This is a genomic window from Tessaracoccus sp. MC1756 (assembly GCF_014164735.1).
Taxonomy (GTDB): domain Bacteria; phylum Actinomycetota; class Actinomycetes; order Propionibacteriales; family Propionibacteriaceae; genus Arachnia.
The window spans coordinates 739,866-759,943 of sequence record NZ_JACJFZ010000002.1; the positions used below are offsets into that span (position 1 = coordinate 739,866).

At 70.4% G+C, this 20,078-nt stretch carries 11 protein-coding genes; all 11 read right to left on the minus strand.

Annotated features, from left to right (window positions below; translation table 11 throughout):
- Positions 1–75: 75 nt before the first annotated feature.
- The 11 genes from H5393_RS08770 to H5393_RS08820 all read right to left on the minus strand — a co-directional run bounded on the left by H5393_RS08770 (position 76) and on the right by H5393_RS08820 (position 20,078).
- The gene (locus H5393_RS08770) at positions 76–2,508 is read right to left on the minus strand and encodes a metallophosphoesterase (RefSeq protein ID WP_182766319.1); all 2,433 of its coding nucleotides are present in this window, start codon (positions 2,506–2,508) and stop codon (positions 76–78) included.
- A complete protein-coding gene (locus H5393_RS08775; protein WP_182766320.1) occupies positions 2,505–2,771 on the minus strand; it encodes a hypothetical protein in 267 nt (88 codons plus the stop codon). Before H5393_RS08775 ends, H5393_RS08770 begins: the two co-directional genes overlap by 4 nt.
- A gap of 62 nt (positions 2,772–2,833) precedes the next feature.
- A complete protein-coding gene (locus H5393_RS08780) occupies positions 2,834–4,705 on the minus strand; it encodes an ABC transporter ATP-binding protein (protein ID WP_182766321.1) in 1,872 nt (623 codons plus the stop codon).
- A gap of 7 nt (positions 4,706–4,712) precedes the next feature.
- A complete protein-coding gene (gene dcd, locus H5393_RS08785) occupies positions 4,713–5,288 on the minus strand; it encodes a dCTP deaminase (RefSeq protein WP_182766322.1) in 576 nt (191 codons plus the stop codon).
- Positions 5,289–5,330: 42 nt separating this feature from the next.
- Complete coding sequence (locus tag H5393_RS08790) at positions 5,331–6,659, minus strand: RDD family protein (RefSeq protein ID WP_182766323.1); 1,329 nt, start codon at positions 6,657–6,659, stop codon at positions 5,331–5,333.
- A gap of 91 nt (positions 6,660–6,750) precedes the next feature.
- Positions 6,751–9,042 (minus strand): transglutaminase-like domain-containing protein, encoded by a 2,292-nt coding sequence (locus H5393_RS08795; RefSeq protein ID WP_182766324.1) that lies wholly within the window; start codon positions 9,040–9,042, stop codon positions 6,751–6,753.
- Positions 9,039–10,274, minus strand: coding sequence for a DUF58 domain-containing protein (locus H5393_RS08800; protein WP_182766325.1), 1,236 nt, complete (start codon positions 10,272–10,274; stop codon positions 9,039–9,041). The genes H5393_RS08795 and H5393_RS08800 overlap by 4 nt, the downstream gene beginning before the upstream one ends.
- Complete coding sequence (locus H5393_RS14875; RefSeq protein WP_076063068.1) at positions 10,274–11,239, minus strand: MoxR family ATPase; 966 nt, start codon at positions 11,237–11,239, stop codon at positions 10,274–10,276. Before H5393_RS14875 ends, H5393_RS08800 begins: the two co-directional genes overlap by 1 nt.
- Positions 11,240–11,264: 25 nt before the next feature.
- Positions 11,265–17,564, minus strand: a complete 6,300-nt coding sequence (locus tag H5393_RS08810; protein ID WP_182766326.1) for an Ig-like domain-containing protein — start codon at positions 17,562–17,564, stop codon at positions 11,265–11,267.
- Positions 17,565–17,584: 20 nt separating this feature from the next.
- Positions 17,585–18,919, minus strand: coding sequence for an FHA domain-containing protein (locus H5393_RS08815; RefSeq protein ID WP_182766327.1), 1,335 nt, complete (start codon positions 18,917–18,919; stop codon positions 17,585–17,587).
- 55 nt (positions 18,920–18,974) lie between these two features.
- Positions 18,975–20,078, minus strand: coding sequence for a MalY/PatB family protein (locus H5393_RS08820; RefSeq protein ID WP_182766328.1), 1,104 nt, complete (start codon positions 20,076–20,078; stop codon positions 18,975–18,977).

Consider the following 20,078-nt stretch of genomic DNA (forward strand, 5'->3'; position numbering starts at 1 on the left):
TCCCACCGATACGCAGAAGCCCCGCGCCCGGACAGGACGCGGGGCTTCCAACGCCACTCGGCGGGCTCTGACGGCTCAGCCGGCGCGGAACAGCACCAGGTTGTTGAACACCCAGTCGTTCTTCTGGGCGAAGGTGTAGCCACCGGCCGCCTTCGGCGTGGCCGAGTACACCGTCGTCATGGTGTAGCTGCGGCACGCACCCCGGCCGGTTGCCGCGGTGTCACACTCCGTCTTCCACCGGCGGCCGCCGGAGGTGAACTCCCCCGCCTCGCCCAGCGGGTTACCGGCCCAGGCCGCGCGCTTCATCAGCGGCAGGTAGGTCAGGTTGTTGAACGCCCAACCGCTCGTGCGGACGTATTCGCCGTCGACGACCTTGACCACCGTGGCCCAGATCTCCGTGCGGCACCGCTCGGTCTGCGAGTAGGGCTCGCAGGTGGTGTTCCAGTCGCGCCCGTTCAGGTTCCGGTGCACACCCGGCTTGGTGTACGGCGCGCTGCGGACGAACTCCGGGGCCGCCGGGGTTCCGGGCTGTGAGGCCGTCGGCGACGGGCTGACGCCCGGTCCGTCCGTGTCGTCCTCGGACGGCTCGACGGTGGGCTCAGGCGACCCCGTCCCCTCGGCCATGGGCACCACGAAGCGCACCTCGCTGATGGCCTCGCCACCGAAGTCGTCGCGCGACACGAGGTACCAGCCGGCGCCGTCGGCCCCGGGCTCGGCCCAGAGCGCGCTCACCGTGCTGCCCGACTCCGCGTCGGCGAACGACCCGATGACCTGTTCGGTGAGGATGTCGGCCGTGAGCGCCGTCGTCGTCAGCGACTCCACCGCGGGCTCGATGCCGAGGGTGTCGTAGCTGATCTCGAAGCTCTGGTGCTCCGGCTCGAGGGTGGCGTCGACGGCGTTGAACTGCTGCAGCGTCGGCGAGTAGGTGCGCACCAGCATCTGGCGCGCCTCGTTGTCGAAGTGCTGCAGCCGCACGAAGCCCTGGCCGCCCTCCGGCAGGCCCTGGTAGTCGAACAGCATCGACACGACGGTGCGGTCGTCGACGCCGTCCCCGTCGTCATCGAACGCGTCGAGGCGGGTGAAGGCGTCGTGGTAGTGGCCCGACTGCACCATGCGTACGTTGGGGTTGACCGCGATGACCTCGTTGAAGATGCGCTGCGGGATGGCGCCCAGGCCGCCGGTGGTCAGCATGTACTCGTGCAGGTTCAGCACGGCGATGCGCTCCGGGTAGGCGCGCAGGACCTGGTTCAGCCACTCGATCTGCTCGTCGCCGGCGCCCCAGCCCATGTACAGATGCAGGAAGTCGATGCCGCCGGCCGAGATGAGGTCGAAGTGCCCGCGGTTGTCGAGGTGCGAGCCGCCGTACCAGGGGTTGCCCTCGAAGCGGCCGGCGCCGAAGTGCTGCGAGTACTCGGTGTAGTCGTTGGACGCTTGCGAGACGTCGTGGTTGCCGGCGAGCACGCCGTAGGGCAGGCCCGCGTCGTCGAACTTCTGGTACTGCGGGTTGGCGCGCTCCCACTGGACGGGGAGCTCGTTGTTGTCGACGATGTCGCCGGTGTGCACGACGTACTGCAGGTTGAGGTTGTCGCGCTCCGCCAGCAGGAAGTCGTTGATGCCCACCTGGTGGCGGTGGTAGTCGGCCGTGGCGTTGTAGTACTGGGTGTCACTCATGTGGGCGATGGTGAAGTCGTATGTCGAGCGCTCAGGGGCGTCGGCGTGGTACTTCGTCACCGCGGCGTCACGCTCGGTGGCGTTGCCGCCGGCCCAGCCGTCGGTGTGTTGGATGAGGACCGTGAGGGTGCTGTCGACGGCGTGACCCTCGGCCGGCACGATCGCGCTCAGCTCGGCGGCCCCGCCGGCGACGGTCTCCGCCACGCGGTCCCAGGTGCCGTCGGTGCGCTGCACGCTCATCGACACCCGCGAACCCGCGTTGACCTCGCCGGCCCAGGTGAGGCGGGCGCGATAGTCGGCGCCGGCAGCGGCGGGCACGTCGACGGTGGCGATCTGGTACGGCAGGAGTGTTTCGCTGGTCACGGCCGTGCCCAGTTCAGCGGGCGCAGCCTGCCGCTCGGTGGCGACGGAGTCCTGCGTGGTGCCGCCGGTGAGGGCGATCCCATCGGTGGCCGCCGTGAGCGTGAAGCCGCGGTTGAACGAGCCGGTCTGCAGGTCCCGGGTGGGGTCCGTGACCCGGGCGGTGAGCTCCACGCCGTCCCCGGACACCTCGGCGCCCACGGCGGGGCTGAGGAGCTCGACGGCCGGGTGCTCGGCCGGCGTGCGGAACGTGACGCTCCTGGTGACGCTGTTGCCCAGCGCGTCGGTGGCGGTCACCTCGAAGGTGTGGTTGCCGGGCGCCATGGTCAGCGACGACGACTCGAACGGCAGCGCGACGGGTTCGCCGTCGAGGCGGGCCGTGAGGTCACCGCCGCCCACGCCGGCGTCCTTCGCCGAGGCCATGAGAGCGAAGTCGCCCTTCACCTGGGTGCCCTCGCCGAGTGAGGTGGTGATCACGGCGCGGTGTTGTCGACGCTGACCGTGCGGGTGACGGAGATGTCGCCCTGAACGGCGGTCACCGGGTAGGGACCGTCGGCCAGCGTCGTGGTGTCCCAGCGGTGGCCGAGCGCGGAGAACGCGTCCGTGGGCACCGTGAACACGGCGTCGTAGAAGTCGAGCTTGCCGGCCGAGTCACCCATGCGGAGGATGGTGGCGGAGCTCACGAAGTCGGTGGGGCGCAGCGTGCGACCGTCGGGCAGCACGAGCCGGACGTCGCGCACCTCGAAGTCGTCGTTGTTCTCGTCGAGGTTGCCGGACCGGCTGACCCTCCGGATCCGGGAGGTCAGCCGGGGTCAGAGAACTGCGTGAAGTACAGCGTCGCGTACTGGCCGCGGGACTCGAGCAGCTCCGCATGGGTGCCCCGCTCGACGATCCGGCCGGATTCGACCACCAGGATCTGGTCGGCGTGCCGCACTGTGGAGAGACGGTGCGCGATCACGATCGACGTGCGCCCCTCCCGCGCGTTGTCCAGCGCCTGCTGCACCAGGTGCTCGGATTCGGAATCCAGGTGCGCCGTCGCCTCGTCCAGCACCAGGATGGGCGGGGCCTTCAACAGCAGCCGGGCGATCGCGAAGCGCTGCCGCTCGCCGCCGCTCAACCGGTAGCCCCGCTCGCCCACCACGGTGGCCATCCCGTCGGGGAGCCGGCGCACCAGGCCCGCGATCTGGGCCGCCTCGAGCGCCGCCCACAGCTCGTCTTCGGTGGCCGAGGGCTTGGCGTAGCGCAGGTTGGCGCCCACGGTGTCGTGGAAGAGGTGCGCGTCCTGGGTCACGTAGCCGATCTCGTCCTGCAGCGACGACAACGCCAGCTCACGCACATCGGCTCCGCCGATCTCGACGCTGCCCGAGTCCACGTCGTAGAGCCGCGCCAGCAGGTGCGTGATGGTCGTCTTGCCCGCGCCCGACGGCCCGACCAGGGCGACGGTCTGTCCCGGCGACACCTCGAACGTGACGCCCCGCAGCACCGGCTCGTTGGCGGACTCCCCCACCGCCATGGCGGGCTCGAGCGACTCCAGCGACACCTGCTGCGCGTCCGGATAGGTGAACCACACGTCCCGGAAGGCGACACTCGGCGGGCCGGTCAACTGCTTCGCGTCGGGCGCATCGACGATCAGGGGCTTCAGGTCCAGCACCTCGAACACCCGCTCGAAGCTGACCAGCGCCGTCATCACGTCCACCCGCAGCGAGCTCAGCTGGATGAGCGGCCCGTACAACCTGGCCAACAGCGCCACCAGAGCAGTGAGGGTACCGACGGTGAGCTGACCCTCCACTGCGGCATAGCCGCCGAAGCCGTAGAACAGGGCCGTGGCCAACGCCCCGACGAAGGTCATCGCGGTCATGAACACCCGCGAGGTCATGGCGATCTTCACGCCGCCGTCGGCCACCGCCCTGGCCTGCGCGGCGAAGGTGGCGTTCTCCGTCGCGTGGTCCCCGAACAGCTTCACCAGCAGCGCCCCGGACACGGAGAAACGCTCGGTCATGGTGGCCGACATCTCCGCCTGGTGCTGCATCCGGTCGCGCGACAGGTCCGCCAACCGCCGGCCCACCAACTGGGCGGGCACCATGAAGACGGGCAGCAGCACCAGCGCACCCAGCGTCAACTGCCACGACAGCGCCAGCATGGAGCCCAGCACCAGCAGCAGCGTGACGCCGTTGGACACCAGCGACGACAGCGTGGAGGTGAACGCCTGCTGCGCGCCGTTGACGTCGGAGTGGAGCCGCGACACCAGCTTGCCGGTGTGGGAGCGGCTGAAGAACGCGATGGGCATGCGCAGCACGTGGTCGAAGATCTGGGTGCGCATCGAATAGATGAGCCCCTCGCCGATCCGCGCCGAGCACCACCGCTCAACGATCGACAGCGCCGCCGAACCGATCGCCATGCCCGCCACTGCCAGCGACAGCACGACGATGAGCCGGACGTCGCCGCCGAGCACGCCGTCGTCGATGATCCGCTGAAACAGCAGCAGCGGCACCACGGACAGCGCGCTCCCGAGCGTGACGGTGAGCAGGAACAGCAGGATCAGGCCCTTGAAGGGCCCGCCGTACGCGATGACGCGGCGCGCGGTGCCGCGGTCGAGTTTGTGGTCACGGATCTCGGATCCCGTGGCGAGCCGGCCGAGGACCCGGCCCCCGCCCATCCCCCTACCGACACTCATGGGTGGATCAGACCTGGCTTCGGTGGAAGTTGAGGTGCGAGCGCGACGGCGTGGGCCCGCGCTGCCCCTGGTAGCGGGAGCCGTACTTCTCAGAGCCGTACGCGTGCTCTGCCGGAGAACTGAGCTGGAAGAAGCAGAACTGGCCGATCTTCATGCCGGGCCACAGCTTGATGGGCAGCGTGGCCATGTTCGACAGCTCGAGGGTGACGTGGCCCGAGAAACCGGGGTCGATGAAGCCCGCCGTCGAATGCGTCACCAGACCCAGGCGGCCCAGCGACGACTTGCCCTCCAGCCTGGCAGCCAACGCCTGGCCGAGCGTGATCCCCTCGTACGTCGACGCCAGCGCGAACTCGCCCGGGTGCAGCACGAACGGTTCGCCGTCGGCCACCTCGATCAGGCGGGTGAGTTCGGACTGCTCCACTGACGGATCGATCGACGGGTAGCGGTGGTTCTCGAACACGCGGAACAGCTTGTCCAGGCGCACGTCGACGGAGGCGGGTTGCACCATGGCGGGATCCCACGGGTCGAGCAGAATGTTTCCGGCGTGCACTTGGGCCAGGATGTCGCGGTCGCTCAGCAGCATGTGGTCGATCCTAACGCCGCAGCGGCCGGCCCAGAGGCCTGCTCACGCGATGACGGGGCGGCGCAGGACGGTGAACCAGCGGTTGCCGTAGCTGACCTGCTGCCCCTCCCTGACCCGCACCTGGGTGCCGGCCGGGCAGGGCTCGAGATCACCGCCCTGCGTGACGAGGGCCGTGCCGTTGGTAGAGCCGCGGTCCACGACGTACACGCCGCGGGGGTCCGTGCCGATCTGCACATGGGTGCGCGAGATCATCCGGCCGTCGCCCGACGCGGGCACCAGATGCACCTCGGGATCGTCCGGGCCCTTCTGCGGGTTGCGGCCCAGCAGCACCGTGACGGTGAGTTCCACCTCGCGACCGTCGTCGAGGCGGAGGTACCAGCCCTCGCCGCCGCCGCGGCTCGCCGTCGACGGCAGGTTGGCGATGCGGGTGCCTTCGTTGTCCTCCACCTCGCCGAAGTCGCGGCGCCGCACCTTCATCGACGGTTCGATCACCGACGTGGGGGTGGGCAGCGGGATCCACGCCCGGGGAGGCTTGGGCGAATCAGCGGGTACCGGCTCCGGCAGCACCGGCGTGGGCGGTTGCGGGGCCTGCCACGGCGACGGCGCGGGGGTCTTCGCGGCCGGCGGACGCCACTGCGCGGAGGCCTGGAAGGGCGCCTGCTGCGGCGTGGGTTCGACGGGCTCGGACTGGACGCCGGGCAGCCAGTCCGGCGCGGACAACTGGGTGCGGGGCTGCGGGGGGAGGCCGCCGCGCGGCGCTCCCTGCTGCGGCGCCCCCTGCTGGGTGCCGCGCGGCGCGAAGGAATCCCAGTTGGATGTGGCGGTGGTGCCGGGCTGAGGGCTGAACGAGCTCGACAGGTGGGGCGGCAACCCGACGGTGCTGGCCTGAGCCGTCTTCCGCGGGGCGGTGCTGCCGGGACGAGCCTCGGCCTCCCTGGGCTGCACCACGACGGCGGACACGGCCATGTCGTGCCAGCCCTGGCGACGCTCATGGATCACGAGGAAGATCAGCAGCGCGATGCCGCCGATGACGGTGCCCATCACCGCGGAGAACACCACGTAGCGCAGGAACACGCGCCACCACCCGATGGGTTCGCCGTCCTTCAGCGACACCAGCCGCAGTCCCATGGCCTGCGCGCCGAGGCCCGCGCCGCGGACGGCGTAGGCCCACCACTGGTACAGGGCGAAGACCAGGGACAGCACCCCGGCTCCGATGGCGACGACCAGGGCCACCGTCGGCTCGCTGGATGACCGCCCGGCGAGGGCGCCCAGAGCGGCGATGACGAGGAACGGCAGCGCGTCGATCACCGCGGCGAGGAAACGCTTCCCCAGCCCAGCGACCACGGCACCGCGTGGGATCAGCCGACTCACCTAGTTCCTCCTAGACCAGATACATCCAGACAATACCGGTCGAGGTGCCAGCCGGCACGGCGGCCGGTCGGGTGAGATGGGCATCCCCGCATCACTTGATCCTCCGGAACGATTTGGTCGACAGGTAGCTGGCAAGCCAACGCACCCAACTGACGGAGCGCCGCATGCCGCGGTTGATGGCGGCGGACGACCGCCAGTACTCGCGGGCGGTGGTCTCGCTGGGCTCCCCCGGGGCGAACACCAACCAGTCCGCCTCCTTCGCCAGCGCGATGGGATCCGCCACCGTCCCCACCTTCGGGAAATCCCCGACGAGGGCCTCAGCCTGCTCGGACCTGGTGGCCGAGATGGACGGCGAGCGACCCACGTCGCGGGCCCGGTCCACCAACTCCGCCCACGCCCCGGCGATCCGGTTGGCCAGGACGGGGTCGTTGCGCCGACGGGAGCGACGACGCAGCTTCAGCCCGATGACCAGCGCCAACGGCGCCACGATCGTCAGCAGCGGGATGGCGGTGAGCGCAGCGATGGCGCCGATCTGCGCCCAGTCGATCCGGCTCTCCGGCTCCGGGGCCTCCCCCGGTTCGATGGGCAGCAACTCGTCCGGCGGCGGCACCTCCGGCCGCTGCGGCGGCGGGGGCGGGTTCTCGATGAACGGGAGCTGCTCCGGGGGCGTGCGCTCGTCGTCCTCCGGCGGCTCGCGGTCCTCGGGCGGCGTGGGGTTGAACACCACCCACCCGAGGTCCTCGAGGTAGACCTCCGTCCAGGCGCCCACCTGGCCGCCGGAGATCGCACTTCCCGTGCCCACCTGGTAGCCGTAGATGACCCGCGCCGGGATGCCCAGCTCCCGCGACATCAGCGCCATCGCGACGGCGTACTGCTCGTGGTCGCCGACCATCAGTTCCGGGTCCGCGAGGAGATCGATCAGGCGCCGCTCGGAGTGGCCGGACAGCGAGGCGACCTCGTCGGCCTGGCCGTGGCTGAAGTAGCCGTTGCTCAGCCGCTCCTCCAGGGTTAGCGCGAGCTGGCCGGCAGTGCCGCCGTCGCGGGCCCAGGCGCGGGCCGCGGCGATCAGTTCGTCCGGCACACCGTTGGTCTCCGGCAGGTCGAACTGCCCGGCACGCGCCTTGGCGATCTCCTCATCCGGCGGGCGTGGCGCGACGCGGGCGCCGAGCTCGTAGGTGTCGCCCTCCCGCAGACCGGCCACGTTCAGGCCGGTGCCGGAGCTGCGGTTGTAGAAGAAGTTCTCCCCCAGTTCGACGCGGCGCGGCCCCTGGAACGCCACCTGCGTGCTGCGCCCCACCGTCGGGGTCCAGACGCCGTCGTAACCGCGCACCGTGACGCGCACCGAGAGGTCGTCGCCGTCCGTGTCGTCTGCGATCCATTGGCCCACGCGGGTGAAGGTGGTGGCCTGCACCGCGGTGTCGTCGAGGGTGGAGACGCGGTAGCTGATGCCGTCGTACTTGTCGAGGGTGGCGATGCGCACGATGTCGTCCGGGCGCGCCCCCAGCACGTCGAACAGGACCTCCGCGCGATGCTGAGTGATGTTGGCGCGGAACCCCTGCAGGGGGGAGGCGAACTGTTCCAGATCGATGGGCGGCTCCATCGCCGTGCGCAGGGTCTCGCGCGCCGGGGTGGGCGAGATGAACGGCACGGCGGCCAGCGCCACCGCGAAGGCGGCCACCAGCACGCCGGCGCCCAGCAGCGCGCGCAACGGCTTGAGCCGGTTCGCGCTGCCCGCGAGCTGGCCCCGCACGACGGCGCGGCGATGGCTGGTCCACACGAGCACGACGACGAACAGCAGGCCGCCCACCACCAGCGGGCGGTAGGCCACCTGCGACCCGACGACGACGCCGATCAGGTAGCCCAGCACCGGCGGGAGCCACGCCATCATGGGCCGACGGGAACGCAGCGAGATGACCATCGCCAGCAGGCCGGCCGTCAGGCCCACCAGACCGGGCACGGTCAGCAGGTTGTAGGTCTCGCCGATCGGCGGGTCGAGGGTCAACATGTCGCGCCACGCCGTCACGGGCCCGACGAGCAGGCCGAACAGCGTGCGCGGGGTGGGGACGACGAAGCCGATCGTCGACGACGGCATGGTGAGCAGGCCTCCGAAGAGGAACCACGCCCCGGCTGCGGACAGTGCGGTGACGCCCGAGGACCAGCGCCGCAGGGCCGACACCATCGCCAGGCCGATACCCACGAGGCCGAAGCCGAGGACCGCCACGAACAGCCAGACGGTGCCGTACACCGGGTAGAAGGAGAGCGACACCAGGGCCAACAACACGAGGATGGCGGTGGCGTCGACGGCGGCCCAGCGCCACCGCCGGGCCAGCTCGTACGGGGTGGCGTCGTGCGCCGGCAGGGCCCGGCGGGCGGGGGCGCTCACTGCATGGCCTTCCGCATGGCGCGGGGCAGCTCGTCCAGTGTGCCCACCTGCAGGATGGTCACGTTGCTCGCGGAGCGGGCCCTCAACTCCGCCCCGTCGGCCACGCGGATCCCGACGACGCGGGTGTCGACGTCGAACCGGGCGCAGGCCCGGCGCAGGTCTGCCAGGGTCGCCGTCGAGCCGGTGATACAGACCGCCACCGAAGCCGACGCCTCGCGTCGGATGGTGGTGTGCACCAGGTCCGCGATGCCGCCGCGGGTGCTCTGCCCGACGAGCGACAACTCGTCCAGCGTCCTGGTGGGCGTGACGCTCATCAGGGTCTCGTGCGTGGTCAGCACCGCCAACGGCGATTCGGAATACAGCGTCTGCAGCGCCACGGAGGCAGCGCAGGACACCGCGAGCTCGAACTCGGCGTCGTCGAGGTAGGCGCCCCGTCCGGTGTCGAGCGCGACGACGACCCGCGACATACGCGACTCCTCGAACTGCCGCACCATCAACTCGCCGGCCCGGGCGGTGGAGCGCCAGTGGACGTGGCGCCGGTCGTCGCCGGCGACGTAGGGCCGCAGCGCGTGGAAGTTCATGTCAGCCGACGAGATGTGGGAGCTGGCGTGGCCCTCGAGGTCGTGGACGAAGCCGGCCTGCCGGCCGGGCAGCCGCACGGTGCGGGGGTGGACGTAGAGCTCGAGGGCCTCCGTCCAGGTGGTGGAGCGGCCGGCCAGCGCGAAGGGGTCGCCCTGCACCGTCTGGGCCGGGCCGACCGTGACAAGACCGCGCTTGTCCGTGGGGATGCGGAACGTGTTGTGCGACACGGCCCCGGACACCAGCGACGGGAGCGAGAAGCTCGTCGACACGGGCCCGACGGGCAGGTCCAGCCGCGAACCCCAGTGGCGCCGGGGTGCGGCGTTGCGCACCAGCAACTCCCCCCGGGCGGGGTCCCCCACGACGACGGAGCGGCCCGCCAGCCGCAGCCCGACCTCGAGGGTGGGCCGGCCGATGGTGAACAGCAGGCACAGCCCGACGGTGACCACCGCCAGCACTCCCGCGACGGTGTACTCCAGCCACCCGAAGCCCAGGCCGAGCGCCAACGCCAGGGCGCCGGCGGCCAGCGCCATCCAGCCGCTGGTGCGCAGGCCGGTGACGCGGCGGAGCCGGTCATAGAACCGGCGCACACCGTCGAACGTGGGTGGGTCGACAACTTCGGGAGCTTCCCACCGCGCGGGAGTTGCGGTCATCAGGCGGACTGACGCTCCGTCGGAGGCTCCACGGAGCCGACCACCTCGGCCATGACGTCCACCGCCTGGACTCCGTTGAACTCGGCCTCCGGGTCGAGGATGAGACGGTGCGCGAGGCACGGGATGGCGAGCATCTTCACGTCGTCCGGCACCACGAAGTGCCGGCCGAGCGACGCGGCCCACACGCGGGTGGAGCGCACCAGAGCCAGGGCGCCGCGGACGGAGACTCCCAGCCGCACGTCGTCGACGTGGCGGGTGGCCTCCGTGAGGCGGGTGATGTAGTCGAAGATCGACGACTCGATGTGCACGGACGCGGCCAGTTGGCTCATCTCCGCCACCTGCGAGGTGGAGAGCACCGACGGCAGCGCCGTCGACCGGGGGCGGCTGCCGCCGGTGGCGAGGATCCGCATGGTGGCGTCGTGGTCCGGGTAGCCGAGCGCGGTCTTCATGAGGAAACGGTCGAGCTGCGCCTCTGGCAGGCGGTAGGTGCCGGCCTGCTCGATGGGGTTCTGGGTGGCGATCACCATGAACGGCTGGCCGACGTTGTACGACTGACCGTCCACCGTGACCCGCGACTCCTCCATCACCTCGAGCAGCGCCGACTGGGTCTTCGGCGAGGCGCGGTTGATCTCGTCGGCCAACACGATGGAGGCGAAGATGGGGCCCTGGTGGAACTCGAAGTCGCCCGACTTCTGGTCGAAGATCGTCACACCGGTGACGTCGGAGGGCAGTAGGTCCGGCGTGAACTGGATGCGGCTGTTGGTGCCCTGCACGGACTGGGCGATGGCGCGCGCGAGCGTGGTCTTCCCGGTGCCCGGGTAGTCCTCGAGCAGGAGGTGCCCTTCCGCGAGCATGCAGGTGACGGCCAGCCGGACGGCCTCCGTCTTGCCCATGATGACGCGTTCGATGTTGGCGACGATGTTGGCGAAGTTCTCGCCGAACCACCGGGCTTGTTCGGGATTCACTGGCTCTGGTTTCCTTCGTTCGGGCTCATCTGATCCTGCTCCAGGTCTGGGTGGAGCCGTTCAGCGTGCAGGTGACGTCGATCCGGGTGGGCTTGATGTCCGGCGGCGTGGAGGTGGTGGGCTCGGGGGTGGGGCCGCCGGGCTCCGCGGGGCTGGGCGTGACCGTCACCGGGTCTGCCGAGATGTACTGCTCGGTGGGCTGGTAGTAGATGACCCCGTCGCTGCCGGCCGGCACCACTTCCTGCTGCTGCTTGCCCTCGCCGCTCAGTTCGATGGTGCAGCTGCCGGAGTCGACGTAGCTGAACTTGAAGGTCAGCTGGTCGTTCTGGAGCTGCGGGAGGAGGGGCGGGGTCGAGACGGCCGAGATCGCCGGGAGGTGGCTGAAGCTCTGGTTGTTGACGCGCCAGGGGATCTGCTGTTCGCCGTAGGGAACCGCGCCGCTGCGCTGGCTGGACCAGACGCAGCCCCGCGAGGAGGGATAGCAGAACTCGAAGGCGGAGGGGTCCCAGCCGTTGGTGGCCTCCCAGTCGTCGGCGCTGCCGCTGAGGCGCGCCGTGACCCGGCTCTCGTCAACGGCCGAGTAGGAGGCCACCTGGGGAGGCGTGGGTTCGGCACCCTGCGGACGCAGCCCGGTACGGGTCTCCAGGGCGGACTCCATCTGGTCGAGCACCGCCTTGATCTGCAGCTGGTACCGGCGTCCGTTGACCAGCGGCTTGATGACGCCGTCGCCGGGGAGCTGGTGCCAGCCCTCGCCCATCGAGTACTGGATCACGCCCGGGGAGTTGCGCGGCATGGTGTGGGTCACGCTGACGGTGATCTGGCCGTCGCCCGGGGTGGCCTCCACGGACGTGAGCTTCGGCCGGGCCCACGAGGTGATGGGCGTCGGCGACATGCCCAGCGCCACCTCGCTGTGCCGGTTCTTCGCGTAGACGCGGAACTGGGTGGCCTCGGTGCCCATGCCGTGGATGGCCGCCTGGAGGGTGGTTGCCCCCGTCGGCGCGACCACTGCCTGGCGGTCCGTGCGCTCGCGGCCCGACGCGACCGGGACGACGCGGTACTGCGCGATGGTGGGGTCACCGTTGGGGTCCACCCCCGACACGTCGAAGGAGACCCGGAAGCCGCCCCCGATGTCGTCCTCGATGGTGGTGGGCGTCACGGTGATGGAACCGGTGGGCGGACCGACGGGGTACTCGCTGTTGGATGCCTCCGAGAGGTCCGAATCGAAGTGGGCCGCGTTGGAGACGATCGCGTGGTCGCTGAGGGCCTGCACCCGGAATTGCGATGACTGACCGTTGACGAGGTTGGCCCACCACAGCGCCCGCTGGTCCGCCGAGACGGTCTGCGGGCTGTCGGACTGTTCGGCGCCGTCGACATACCGACGGACCAGGTATCCCTTGACCCCGCTGGAGCCGAACTCCGAATCGGTGATCCGGTTGTGCACCCAGGAGACCGTGAGGCCGCGGTCGCCCGTGGCGGCCTGGACCACCTGGGGCGGCAGCAGCTTGGCGTCGGGGTGGAACGCCGCGGACGGCGGCGAGATCTCCGACGGGCCGACCGAGTTCTGCTCGGTCACCGTCGCGGTGTACGGGACACCGTTGGTGAGGCCACGGATACTGCAGATGCCGCGCGAGCAGGTGCCCTCCGCCGGGGGGAGACCCGGCGCGGACGCCAATGCGGTGCCGGTGACGTTGGCCGGCACGTCGCCGCCCGTGCCGGTGGAGGTGTACTTGAAGGTGACCGAACCGTCGCCGGCGACGATGTCGTAGGGGTGCCCCGGGCGCCCGGGCACGTCGCGCACACGCACCTGGATGACCCCGCTGACCACCCGTTCGGGATCGCGGAGCGCGTCGTTGACCGAGTAGCTGACCACCATCGTGCCGTGCCACCCCGGCGCCGGGGAGACCGTGACCACGCCGGCCCCCGGGTCCGCGACGGCCTTACCGCCGCCACTGACCACCCGGGCCCCTTCGAGGAACACCTGCTGGTCGTGCGGCAGGTAGGACACGACGTTGTCGCCGAGCACCGGCACCGGCATGGACTGGCCGGCGTCGACCTCGACGACCACCTCGGACGCCGAAACCTTCTGGAAGCGGGAGGCCACCACCAGGATGGTGAGTTCGAACCGGGCGGTGTTGGCGTCGACCGAACCGTCGATCACCTCGCCCTGCAGCACGATGGACTGGCCCTTGCGCGCCGAATCGAGGGCGCGCGCGACGATGCGGTTGCCGCGCTCCTCCCACTCGATGGGGGCGTCGCCGCGGATCTGGCGCGGACGCTCCAGGAGCCGCACGCTGTCGCCCTCGGGGTCGCGGAAGAAGGCCGTCACGTCGATACTCTGCTCATCCTCCGCGGCGCCCACCTCGAGGACCGGGCGCTCGGTGAGCAGGATGGGCGCCTGGTTGACCTGGTAGCCCTCCTGGTTGGGGTCTGAGCTGCCGCTGACCTTCGCGCGCAGGACCGTCACGGGGATGGAGATGAACGCGCTGCTCACGTCGGTGCTGGCGCTGGAGGCGGGCATCACGTCCTTGACCTCGAACACGACGGCGGCCGGGCCGAAATCCGCCAGCCCCGGCTGGTACTCCACGGCGTTCAGACCCGCAGCCCGGGCCAGGCCGGTGCCGGGGTATCCCTTGATGTTCTCGACGCTGGCGAGTTCGACCTCCCGGCCCTGAGTGCCCTGCACCACCTCGTTGACGTTGATCTGGAGGTTCTCGCCGGCCCGCACCGTCATCTGGAGTGCCGGGTCCTTCAGCGTGGGCACCACGTCGCCGCGGCCGGGGACGGTGATCACGCCGTTGGTGCCGAGGCCGTCGTCGTCCACCGCTCGGTAGCGGATCTGCTGCATGGTGTCGCGGACGCCGATGGAAACCTTGCCCTCGTCGGTGAGGCGGGGCGCGAGGTCGTCCTCGCCATCGGTGTCGGGGAGGTCCACGGTGAGCTCGTCACGGGGGCCGTCGGGGTCGTAGTCGTTGGCGAGCGGGTCGATCTCGACGTACTGCTGATCGGCCAGTTGGGCCACGTCGACGAGGTCGTCGCGGGCCACGGGCGGCAGCAGTGGCGCCTCCTCGTCGACCGTCAGACGGATGAGCCCGGAGTTCGGTTCGCCGCGGAGGTCGACGATGTCGTAGGTGCCGTCGTAGTCGCCCTCCTCTTCCGGGGCGGTCATGACCAGCTCGCGGTTATCCACCAGTTGCACGGGGATCTCGGCGCGCATCCGCGCCGGCTCCTCACTGGCGAACTTGATGGGGTCGCCGTCGAGGTCGTAGTCGTTGGAGAGGGGATCCAGCTGCACCTGGCGTCCGGGACGCGTGCGGATCTCGTCCATGACGGCGATGGGCTTGTTGTTGGTCTTGCTGGGCTGGGCCACGCCGATCCGGATCTCGCCGGTGGCTTCGACGCCGTGGCTGTCGACGACGACGTAGCGGAACGTGTCCGTGCCTGCTGAGGTGAGGAAAGCCTCGTACTCGAAGTACCGCTCCCCCACCTTGAGGACGCGACCGTGCGTGGGGATGGAGCCCAGGCCCACGAGCCGGACCGAGTCGCCCTGCGGGTCGATGCCGTCCAGCGGGATGGGGATGCGGGTGGTGGTGCCTGCGAGCACGCGGTCGATCACCTGGCGGGGCTGCGGGGGCTCCGCGTTGGAGGCTTCCTCGGACACGATGGTGACCCGCACGATGCCGTCGGTGGCCTCACCTGTGCTGTCGACGGCGCGGTAGCGGACCTGGCTGACGCCCGGGGCCGAACCCGCCGGGACGCTGACCCGCACGGTGTCGCCCTCCACCCACGCGTTGTCGCCGAACGGGTTGTCCACCAGTTCGGCGTCGATCGTGAGGTCGCGGCCGTCCGGCGAGGTGTCGTTCTCCAGCACCTTGACCGCGCCCGTGGCGCCGGCGCGCACGCGCAGCAGGTCGTCCTCGACCCGCGGCCCGATCTGGTCCGAGGCGTCGGTGGCGACCACCTGGATGGTGCCCCGCTTCGAGGCGCTGCCGTCGGAGACGTGGTAGTGGAACTTCTCCGTGCCGGTGAGCTCCGCCGTCGCCTCGATGGTCAGCAGCGTGCGGCGCTCCATCGTGACGTTGAGCGTGGGAGGCACGTCCGTGATGGTCTGGATGACCAGGACGTCGCCGTCGGGGTCAGTGTCGTTGAGCAGCGGGTCGATCGTGACCGAGCCCATCGCCGGGAGGTGCGCGACGTCGTCCACCGGCACGGGCGGCCGGTTCGTGAGCCGCGGCAGCACGTCCACGCGCACCAGCCCGCTGGCGCCGTTGTTGACGCTGTAGTTGATGTAGTGGGCGCCCACCCTGTCTGAGGTGAACGTGAAACGGTTGTCCGCCAGCGACGTCTCGACGCACTCCGCGCAGTCGACCGGGTTGACCTCAGTGAGGTTGATCGCGCGGATGTCGTTGGCGAGCGGCTCGACGGTGACGGATTCGCCCTGCATGGTGGTGGCGAAGTCGCCGTAGGTGGTGGGCGGCACGACCTCTTCCGAGACGAGCACCTGCAGCTGGTCGGTCGTGACGGCGCCGTGCCGGTCCGCCACCTGGACGTGGATGGTCTTGGGCCCGAAGGTGGTGCCCACGTCGGTGTAGGTGATCTCGCCGTCCGGGCGGAACTGCACGATGTCGCTGAACTGGGGGTCCATCCAGGCCTTCACCAGGATGAGCGGGTCCCCTTCCGGGTCGCGCCAGTCCAGCAGCGCGCGGTACTTCACGTCGGAGTCGCCCTTGGTGACCCGCAGCGGCTGGGGGGCCGGCACGTCCGGGTCGTGCTTCCCGCGCAGCGCGGGCGGCTGGTTGCCGGCGCCGGGCTCCGGCGGGTGGACCGTGACATAGGCGTTGGCCGTCGCGGTCTTCTCGCGGCCGTCGTCGACGATGTAGGGCACGACGATCTCACCGCTGGCGTCTGAGTCGACGGTGATCTGCAGCCCGGACCCGCCGCGCACCGGTTGCACCGTGGCGCCGTCGATCTGCAGGTCGTCCGGCACGGAGATGGTCAGCACGTCGCCGTCGGGGTCCGTGTCGTTGTCGAGCACCGGGATGATGGTGGCCACGCCGGCGCGGGCGCCCAGGCGGTCGTCCTTGGCGATGGGGGCGCGGTTGTCGAGAGTGCGGTCCGGAAGCACCGTCGGGTCGCCCTCGGTGTACTCGCTGTCTTCGCGCTCGACGATGGGCCGCACGTGCGACCAGGCCTCCGGCAGGATCACGGTGCCCTTGTCCACCAGCCAGACGGTGCCGTTGGCCATGTCGTTGAGGGCCACCGTCGTGCGGTTGACCTGGAACTCCAGGGCGGTGCCGTCGCTGGTGAGGTGGTCGAGTTCGGTGACCACCGGTTCCTCACCGGCGCAGCGCTTCACGACCCGGAGCACTCCAGGGCCTCCCTGGAACGCACCGTAGAGGCAGTCCGCCACCTGGATGGGGCGCACCGGCCTCAGGTCCATGCGCCCGGACATGGAGCGGAACCCGTCCGGCGTGATCGCGCCCAGCCCGGCCTCGTTGGCGAAGAGCGCCCGGGCGCCGTCCTCACCGTGCAGCACGTCTGCCACCGGCGGCAGCAGCACCGCCTGCGACTGCCCGCTGATGGTGAACGCCTTCGGCATCCCCTCCACCCAGATCTGGGCGTTGTGCCGGTCCAGGACGACGGCGTTGTCACCGACGGCGGAGATCTCGAAGCTGCGGCGCTCGGGGTCGAACTCGATGGGCACCGCAGTGGTGAGGACGACGTCGCCCTCGAGCCGCACGAGCGTGCTGGCGGAGACGTTGAGGCCGATGGCCTTCCCGCTGACGGTCAGGGTGGCCACCCCGAACTCGCCCACCTCCAGATCCGGCTTGTCGCGGAGGAAGTCCACCCGCAGCATCTCGTCGAGGGTGCCGTGCCAGACGCGCCCGTTCTCCTGGTCGAACACCAGCATGGAGCCGCCCACCTGCTGCACCACCGCGTTGGGCGGCATCTTGGTGGCGCGCTCCAGGATGTTGCGCCCGGGGAGGTACGGATGCAGGTTCGACGACTGCGGCAGGAAGGCCTGCGCGTGCTCCTGGTGCTGGTAGAGCTGGAACCTGGAGTCGCCGGTGGCCGTCGCCGCGGACAGCTCGTCGATCTGGGCGTTGACGGTGCCCATGAGTCCGTCGTCACGCTTGCCGACGAAGACGATGCCCTCGTCGAGGTGCACGTCTGCCTGCACGAGGCCCGGGCTGAGGTACGCGGCGACGCCCAGGGCGATCGCCAGGACGACGACGAGGAGGGCCTGCCAGAACCGCCGGAGGAAACGGGCGATGATCCGAAGGGGCCGGGCAGCCTGCCTGGCTGGCCCGAGCGGAGCGTCCGTCACGGAGATCTGGTCCTCCTCTTCTAACCGCGGGGCGGCTCGATGCGCAGCGAAACGCCGTCACCGAGGTCGAGCACGGTGCCGATCCCCACCTGGACCGAGGCACCATCGCGCAGGGTGAACGGGGGTTCGCCGGCGGGGAGCACAGTGGTGCCGTTGGTGGAATCCAGGTCCGTGACGTGCACGTTCCAGTCCTGCGTGGTGATCAGCAGGTGGTTGCGCGAGATGTCGTTGCTGGGGCTGGCCACCCGCATGAGGTGGCTGCCGGACGGGCCGTGGCCGGAATCCGGGGCGCGGCCCACGATGATGCCTGCGACGATGTCGGCGAAGTCGCCGCGGTTGGTGTGCACGCCCGCCAGGACGGGGCGGCGGATGAGCCGCGGGTTCGACGAGTCCACCGGGTACTGGCAGATGCGGCAGGTGCGGCTGCCGGGGGCGTTGGGGTGGTTGTTGACACACGGCACGGCCAGCACCTGCGGGTCCGGCCGCTCGTCGGCCGGCGGCGCCGGCTTGTGCGTGGCGGCCAGTCCCGTGGAGAAGATGGTGCCGCCGTCGTCCTCCTCCACCTCGCCGAACGAGCGTGGCACCACGACGGGCGCCGGTCGCTCAGCCGGCGACGACAGCGATGCGGGCTCCGCGATGGGGGGCACGACCACCTCGGGCGCGACCGGGGGCGGGATGACGGCGCTGAGCGCTGCGGCGATCTCCTCCGGGCCGGCTTCGTCGGTGTCGTCCGCGTTGAATTCCTCAGACGGCGGGGCGTCGAGGACCATGGCCTCCGAGAATTCGTCATGGACGACGTCCACCGGCGCGTCGTCGTCTGAGACGTGGGCCGCGGTGGGGACGAACTGCGGCGTGCCGGCCGGCTCGTCCGCGGTGGGGAACCGCACGAGAGCGGCGGGATCAGTGGTCAGGAACACGGCCGAGACGGTGGCCGCCCCGACCACCAGCGGCAACTGCAGGGCCTGGTCCGCGTCGAACTCCTCCAGCGTGATGCCGAGGTTGCGCTCGCGGCCCAGGTGCTCCTCGCGCCACGTCACGCTCCCCTCGCCCTGCAGGACGACATCCCCGGAATCAGTGTCGACCACCCGCACGCGGCCGCGCGCGAGACCGTGCAGCCCGTCGTCGTCCCAGTGGAACGCACCCAGATCCGGCATGGAGTCCAGGCCCACCTGCGACACGAGCGTCAGCAGCGCGTCCAGAGAGCCGGCGGCCACCACGCTCAGCCAGAGTTCGTTGACCGTGGCTGCTGCGCGCGCCGGTGGGGGCGCCATGACCACCAGGGTGCTCGGCCCCGTCAGGGCCAGCCACGCACCGGGCGTGTAGGTGGTGCGCCATGCAGCCATGGGTCGCGTCATCGTCATCTCCTCGGATTGGCACTAGGCAGAAGGTTAGCGGTCAGGACCCGCGAAACTAGTTGATGGACGAAGCCATCCGCCTGATGCCCTCGGTGATGATCTCACGCGAAGAGGCCAGGTTGACCCTGACGAATTGGGTGGATTCAGGCGAGAAGTCCGTGCCGAAGTTGAACCGCACCCGGCCCACTTCGTGGAAGTGCCGGCCGGGGTGTTCCAAGCCCAGCGGCGAGCAGTCGAGCCATGCCAGATAGGTGCCCTCGGACGGCGTGTAACTGAGTTGCGGGAGTTGCCGGGCCAGCTCCTCGGCGAAGAACACCTTGTTCGCGTCGATCTCCTGCGAGGCCTGCGCCAGCCACTCGCGGCCTTCGCGCAGCGCGGTGGTGTGGGCGAGGATGCCGAAGTAGGAGGCGGAGTCCGACACGACGGGGTTGATGCGGCCACGCAGTTCCGCCGGGCCGATGATGAGCGCGGCTTTGAGGGCCGCCAGGTTCCAGCACTTCGACGCGGACGTGATGATGACCGCGCGCGCGCCCGGCGCCGCCTGGAGGTAGGGGGTGTGCCGGGTGCCGGCGAGCGGTGCGTGGATCTCGTTGGAGGCGACGATCACGCCGTGGGCGTCGGCCAACGCGGCCACCGCCCGCAGTTCCTCGACGGTGTGCACGGCCCCGGTGGGGTTGTGCGGCGAGCACAGGAGGTACAGCGCGGGGCGGTGCTCGACGAACGCGGCCTCGATGGCGGCCAGGTCCAGCCGCCCGTTCTCCAGCATGGGGGCGGTGACCAGTTCCCGGCCGCGGCTGACGCTGCGGAAGGGCGGGTAGACGGGCGGGTTGATCAGCACCCGGTCCCCCGGCTCCGTGAAGGCCAGCACGGCCTCGCGCATGCCGGTGACGACGTCGGCGACCAGCATGGCGTCCTCCGTGTCGAACTGCCAGCCCCACTGCCATTGCGCGTAGTCGGCCATCGCCTCCTGGTATTCGGGCAGCTCGGGGTAACCGGTGTCCGAATCGAGGATGGCACGCTCGATCCGATCACGGACGGCGACAGCGATCTCCGCGTCCATCTCGGCGACGAACATGGGCAGCACGTCCGGTTCGAAGCGGCGCCACTTGATGCTGCCCCGCTGCCTCAACTCGTCCAGCGGCACATTGAAGATCGTCAT

Bases quoted from the DNA above. Each gene is read 5' to 3' on its own strand.
- H5393_RS08780 (WP_182766321.1), bottom strand. From the start codon at position 4,705: ATGAGTGTCGGTAGGGGGATGGGCGGGGGCCGGGTCCTCGGCCGGCTC.
- H5393_RS08800 (WP_182766325.1), bottom strand. From the start codon at position 10,274: ATGACCGCAACTCCCGCGCGGTGGGAAGCTCCCGAAGTTGTCGACCCA.
- H5393_RS08815 (WP_182766327.1), bottom strand. From the start codon at position 18,919: ATGACGCGACCCATGGCTGCATGGCGCACCACCTACACGCCCGGTGCG.
- dcd (WP_182766322.1), bottom strand. From the start codon at position 5,288: ATGCTGCTGAGCGACCGCGACATCCTGGCCCAAGTGCACGCCGGAAAC.
- H5393_RS08820 (WP_182766328.1), bottom strand. From the start codon at position 20,078: ATGACGATCTTCAATGTGCCGCTGGACGAGTTGAGGCAGCGGGGCAGC.